Here is a 6,023-nt window from a genome sequence, read left to right on the forward strand (position 1 = left end):
GGCAAGAGTGACGAAGTGGAGATTATGCCCAATGCCCACTTGCCCTGAGCGTTCGCGTAGCGTCTCCTAGAGAAGCCGAAGGGATGCCCAATTACTAGAGTGAATTGATCGTAATACTTGAACTATGAGCCAGTATCGTTTCAAACAGTCATTCTCTGCTAATCCCAGCTTAAGCGATAAGCTTTTTGACTTGATGGAAGTTACATTTCCCGGACTTAGCAGTTTAGCAGAATGTGCAAGAAAACTAGGTGCATCCTGGGAAACAGCTTCAACTCCATTTATGCGCTTTCATGATGATATAGCTATTACCCATGTAGGAGTGTTAGAAATTCCCATGCAAATTATGGGACAAAAGCTCACTGTCGGAGGAATTCATGGAGTAGCGACCCGTGCAGAATTTCGCCGGAGAGGGTATTACCGCGAAGTAATGGAAGAAGTGCTGGAATATTGCAATCGCATTTACGAAACTTTGGTACTGACGACACCAGAACCAGAGTTTTACTTACCTTTTGGCTTTCGTGTTGTCGAAGAACACATCTTCAAAGTTAAGTGTAACTCCACAGGTAGCACTGATAGCTTTAGAACACTGGATTTTACAGATACCAAAGATTACACATTGTTACACAGACTTTTGGAAACACGCGCCCCTGTCTCTAATATAGTTGGCGTAGTCAAGGAAAAAACTGTGTTCTGTGTCAATGAAGGAAGTCGTACCTTATATTATGCAGAAGATTTAGATTTAATCGCCTGCATGGAGATAGAAGATACCCGACTTCATCTTTTTGATTTAGTTACAACGCAGATATGCCCTTTGAAGAATATTCTTGCTAAGATACCTCAACCCATTGAAGAAGTAGTGATTTACTTTAGTCCAGAACTTCTCGATGTCAAGGATGTGGAAGCATTCGTCCATGCATTTGATCAAACTGTGCTGATGGTTCGTGGTAAATTTGCAGCAGAGGGTGAGAAATTTATGCTGCCTCGTTCTGCAAGGTGTTGAGTTAGTCAAAAACAATTGAATCATAATAGAACTGAGAGTTTCATCATCAGATTTGCTTTATGATGTATCAAACCGACCCGCCGCGATCGCTCGGCGTTGAACCTGACGTAGATTAAACATCTGATAATTAAATATGCATTATCCAGAACCCTTGTAGAGACGTAGCAGTGCTACGTCTCTACATTCATTTTTGGAGATGTCTATCAGTTTTTTTAGAAATTTTGACTTAATTTTTCACAAGTTTGCTCTTTTGTGAATAATCTGTATAGCCTTGAATATTTTCTGGTTCAAATTGACGCAGTATACGCGTAGCTTCGCGTATTAAATCCTCATTTCCGGTAACTGCAATTAAGTATTTGCCAGCATTCAAACGGTTACGATAGGGTAAAGCATCGCCACTGCTAACTGTATACCCGACTCCTCGGCCGATTAAACCAGCCCCCAATGCACCCGCTATAGCTCCTAAGATCCCAGCCAGAAATTCATTGCCAAATCGAGCAAACTGCGGAAATATTTCAATTTCTGTTAGATAGTTGAAGGCATAACCTGCAACAAATCCAAAGGGTACAAGCCACCAAAAGAGCCAATTTGATTGTTTACGGGCTTGCTTGTCGGGATCAATCAGTCCAAATTCATCAGCACTTAGATAACCATTGCCCAAAATATTTACTTGTGAAGTTGGCAATCCTGCTTTTTCCAGAGCAGAGTAAGCGGCTTCTGCTTGTATTCGATCTGGTAAAACTGCAACAAGGTAATTCATCAAAATTTCCTTTTTAATAAAGTTTTTTTGGGCAGAATTAATAAAACTGCTTAAACGATCCCAGCTATTCTAGCTTTTTGTGCCATTGCTCATCGTTGCCTTTTTCGTAATCGCGTTTCACAGCACTCCAAGCAACACGAAAGGCACGCTCCTCTTCACCATATTCTTCTTGAGCATTGTTAAATGCAGCCCGAAAAATTTCTTGGGCGTGTTTGGGTAAGTGTTCTTTGACCGAATCGGGTAAGTCTGCAATCTCTTTGTAAGGCATAAATTTCGTTTCCTTTCCAGAAAACTGGGTTTAGAGCCACGCGTTTATAGTGGTCTGTCCCATTAGTTACAAGGGGTGAACAAGTTTGTAGTAAGTACAAAGTGTGCTTACTACAAACTGATCAAAATTAATGAGACAGACAAATTCAAGGTTTGTACTTAAATTAATTGTCGCACCTGATCTGAGAGGATTGTCAGAGCAATCTTCTCACGGTTAGGTTCGCCTTTGGCAAGTGATTCGGCAAACTTGGTCGCTTGTTCTAGGGTGATTTTTGGAGGTAAAGGTGGTTCAAAGGGGTCAACGATCGCTTCTACAATTACTGGCCCTGGTGTAGCAAGTGCCCGATCCAAAATTTCACCGCATTCAGCCGGATCTTTAATTGTCATCCCCACACCACCACAAGCTTGAGCGAAGGCTGCAAAGTTGATTGATTCCAATTCACAACCATACTCTGGGTTGCCTAGAAACACCATTTGTTCCCACTTAATCTGTCCTAATGTGCCATTTTTGATAATTACTATCTTAATGGGTAAACGATATTTCACGCAGGTAACAAACTCTGCCATCAGCATCGAGAAACCGCCATCACCGACGAAAGCAACACACTGGCGATCAGGGTAGGCTATTTGAGCAGCGATCGCATAAGGTAATGCACAGGCCATTGATGCTAATGTTCCCGATACCGAGTGCATTTGTCCGCGTTTGGCTGGAATTTGCTGCGCCCACCAACCTGTCACTGTACCCGAATCAACAGAGAGAATCGCCGTATCAGATAGCCGTTTACCCAACTCCCAAGCTACCACCTGCGGCTTCATCGGCTGATTGTTCCTAGTACCGCGCTGTTCCATTAATTGCCACCACTGTTTCGTGCCAGACTGCGCTTGTTCCAGAAAACTGCGATCAGCATTAGGTTGTAATAGTGGCAGTAGTTCTTGCAAAGTGCGGCGACTATCCCCCACCAGCCCAACCTCAACAGGGTAGCGCATACCAATCCGAGATGGGTCAATGTCAATTTGTACACCCCTTGCTTGTCCGGGTTTTGGAAGAAACTCCATGTATGGGAAAGAAGTCCCAACCATCAGCAGAGTGTCACAATTCTCGATCGCATCTTGGGATGGCTTTGTGCCAATTAAACCAATTGTACCCGTGGTATAGTGGCTATCATCTGGAACGGATGTTTTACCTAGTAATGCTTTAACAATTGGTGCGCCCAGTTTTTCGGCAACTTGTTCTAATTCATCAGTCGCTTTTAATGCTCCCCGTCCTGCTAATATTGCGACTTTCTTACCAGCATTGAGAATCTCTGCTGCACGTTGCAAATCATCTTCAACTGGTAGACGCGCACCACGGGCAAAGACATGAGAAGTGTGATGGGGGACGTTCCGCATCGAACCCTTTCGTTCGGCATTTTGGGGCTGAAAATCTAAAGGAAAATTGATGTGTGCTACACCCCGGTAGCTTAATGCCGCACGGCAAGCCAAGTCTGCAAGACTTTCAACGTGAGTCGGCCCCATCACACGGGCATTATAAACTGTCACATCCATTAAAACCTTATCCAGGTCAACATCCTGTTGAGAGTGGGTGTTGATTAAGTCGTGGTAATGGTGTCCGGTTATTGCTAAAACTGGTTGACCATCAAGTTTAGCATCATACAGACCATTCAGCAGATGTAGTCCACCAGGCCCAGATGTGGCAAGACAAACCCCTAACTTGCCTGTATATTTGGCATAGGCACAAGCCATAAATGCTGCTGCTTCTTCATGTCGCACTTGGATAAAACGGATTTTGTCTTGACGCAGGCGCAGAGCTTCCATAATGCCGTTTATACCATCCCCAGGTAGTCCAAAGATGGTATCAACACCCCAGTCGTAGATAGTATCAATGAGAACTTCAGCCGCAGTTGTTGCCATAATAAGTTTCTTTTTTCGCTTGATCTAAAGCTTCAATTACCCTATTGGTACAAAAAATCATTTCTGGATCGTTTGTAGTAAACAACTTCGTGAATTCGCCACAAGTCTAGGTGATCGGTTTTGAGACGACGCAGAGATTCTTCAAGTTGCTGCATTGCCACTTTGCGATCGCGTCCGTGGGTGCAAACCTTCGTCATCAAAAAAACCTTGTCTCGTCGCCCTTGCAACGCCTCTGCCATCCACTCTTCACTACGATGCTTGTTATACTCCCAAGCGTTATCCATGAAGGTAATGCCATTGTCAATAGTCTCGTGAGCAATGCGAATTGCTTCTTCCTTGCTCTTTGCTTGCCCTAAAGTTGCACCTCTAAGTGCGTATGCGTAGGCCGTCGTAGACATCGCCGACACTTTCACCCCTGTTTTTCCTAGTGGACGAAAAGGAATTTCACCGGTGTTTGCGCTGTTCGTTAGAGTTGCAGATAACGCTAGAACCTCTACCGTTTTTACTTCAGAATTGGCATTAAGGATGTGGTCAGCAAATATTGCCCCTGTACCTGCACCGATAAAGCCTATGCCTTTTAAAAAGTATCGCCATTTTACCTCTAAAGGTAAATGCTTTTGGGCAGCTTCATCATTATTTTGTCCTGCCATTAATTTCTCGTACCATTTATTTCTCGTAATTAAAAATACTTTGTTTTCTAATTTCGCTCACAGATTACATCCTTCATAATTAGTAATTAAATTCTTCACTACGAATTACGAATTATTAATTATTTAAAAACGTGATTATTATGTCACAAAACTAATTATTTGTGGTTTGAAACTCGATGCACTATCCCAATAATTAATCTGGTTAATATTCACCTTAAGCAAAGCAATATCGGGTTCGTCCAGTCCTTTAGGAAACCAGGTTTGAAGTTCTGGCTTCCATAGCTCTCGCATCTTATTGCGGTCTTTCACGAGTTCTGCTGAACCTGAAATAGAAACGTATCGCTGCTGTTCGGGTGACGAAAAACTAATATTTACCTGTTCATAGTGTTCAATCTCAGTTACCTTATGGGAACCAGCATAAGTAAAGAACCAGAGTGTGGGTTCAGATTTAATCTCACCACTTTTTGACATAGGGTAACTATGCAAACTGCCATCATCATCGACTGTGGTAAACATACCATAATCAATATTTTGGATTAGTTCATGCAGCTTTTGAATCTGTTGAACGCGGTCTGTAGAAGTTGCCATTGTTTGTATTTTTTTCTCTGTTTGCTTTTTAGTGACTGGAATTGTTGATTACAATCAGTTGTCATACTGGTAAAGTTAATTTTCAGTATTAACCTTTTTTGTTTAAATTGCGTGAGCCTACAGATGGAGTTATCTTAAAATTAGCTTTTTTAGTTATATCTATAGAGATAATGGTTAAGAGTGACTGTTCTGTGCATATACAACTTTTAGGCATAGTAACGTGAATTCTGTGCTTATTTCTTTAGATATACAGCAGAATTCAGACCATTTCTTTGTGAAGCTGCGCCAAATCTCGTAATTTCTTATTTATTGGCGTACTTGGCGCTCTTGGTGAACCAGCGCTGTAGGCGGGTTTCCCACCGTAAGCGACTGGTGAACCCGAAGGGCGGTTCGTTCTTTATTTCTTGCACTATAAACGCATCTTCATACAAAATTGGTATCAGGAGTAAAACACGCTTTATACCTGGGTAAACTGTCGCGCCTGCCAGTTGCACTATTTTCATTGTCAAAAAAAGCTGCAAACCCTCTCCCTTGCTCCCAGCAATAACTGCCCCCTGCGGTTTCAATGTGCTTGCTCAAATGCTTAACAGCTTACGTTCCTCAACCCAACCTACGCAGTTTAAGGTTTTTGGCGCTAACCCAAGCGTATTGTATTATCACCGACTTACTTACTGAAAAGCATTCAAGCATTTTGAGAAAGCAAAAGCTGATTTTACTTGCGGAAAACACCAAAATGAGTAAGCAAACTGGGGTTTGAGAAAGCAAAAGCTGATTTTACTTGCGGAAAACACCAAAATGAGTAAGCAAACTGGGGTTTGAGAAAGCAAAAGCTGATTTTACTTGCGGA

At 42.4% G+C, this 6,023-nt stretch carries 7 protein-coding genes; 1 reads left to right on the forward strand and 6 read right to left on the reverse strand.

The window, feature by feature from the left end; all coding sequences use genetic code 11:
• Positions 1-124: 124 nt before the first annotated feature.
• Complete coding sequence (locus V7L20_RS08625; protein WP_334743672.1) at positions 125-1,000, forward strand: GNAT family N-acetyltransferase; 876 nt, start codon at positions 125-127, stop codon at positions 998-1,000.
• Between the two features lie 226 nt (positions 1,001-1,226).
• Here V7L20_RS08625 and V7L20_RS08630 read toward each other — a convergent pair whose 3' ends face one another.
• From V7L20_RS08630 to V7L20_RS08655, 6 genes are all read right to left on the reverse strand, one after another.
• Complete coding sequence (locus V7L20_RS08630; protein ID WP_334743673.1) at positions 1,227-1,760, reverse strand: hypothetical protein; 534 nt, start codon at positions 1,758-1,760, stop codon at positions 1,227-1,229.
• A gap of 64 nt (positions 1,761-1,824) precedes the next feature.
• On the reverse strand, positions 1,825-2,028 hold the full coding sequence (locus tag V7L20_RS08635; protein WP_334743674.1) for a ChaB family protein: 204 nt from the start codon (positions 2,026-2,028) through the stop codon (positions 1,825-1,827).
• 158 nt (positions 2,029-2,186) lie between these two features.
• Complete coding sequence (locus V7L20_RS08640) at positions 2,187-3,938, reverse strand: thiamine pyrophosphate-dependent enzyme (RefSeq protein WP_334743675.1); 1,752 nt, start codon at positions 3,936-3,938, stop codon at positions 2,187-2,189.
• A gap of 41 nt (positions 3,939-3,979) precedes the next feature.
• The gene (locus tag V7L20_RS08645; RefSeq protein WP_334743676.1) at positions 3,980-4,588 is read right to left on the reverse strand and encodes an aldo/keto reductase; all 609 of its coding nucleotides are present in this window, start codon (positions 4,586-4,588) and stop codon (positions 3,980-3,982) included.
• Between the two features lie 138 nt (positions 4,589-4,726).
• On the reverse strand, positions 4,727-5,176 hold the full coding sequence (locus V7L20_RS08650) for a pyridoxamine 5'-phosphate oxidase family protein (RefSeq protein ID WP_334743677.1): 450 nt from the start codon (positions 5,174-5,176) through the stop codon (positions 4,727-4,729).
• Positions 5,177-5,478: 302 nt separating this feature from the next.
• Positions 5,479-5,742, reverse strand: a complete 264-nt coding sequence (locus V7L20_RS08655) for a hypothetical protein (protein WP_334743678.1) — start codon at positions 5,740-5,742, stop codon at positions 5,479-5,481.
• Positions 5,743-6,023: the final 281 nt, after the last annotated feature.

It is taken from the genome of Nostoc sp., from assembly GCF_036916735.1.
In the GTDB taxonomy this organism is placed as follows: Bacteria; Cyanobacteriota; Cyanobacteriia; order Cyanobacteriales; family Nostocaceae; genus Nostoc.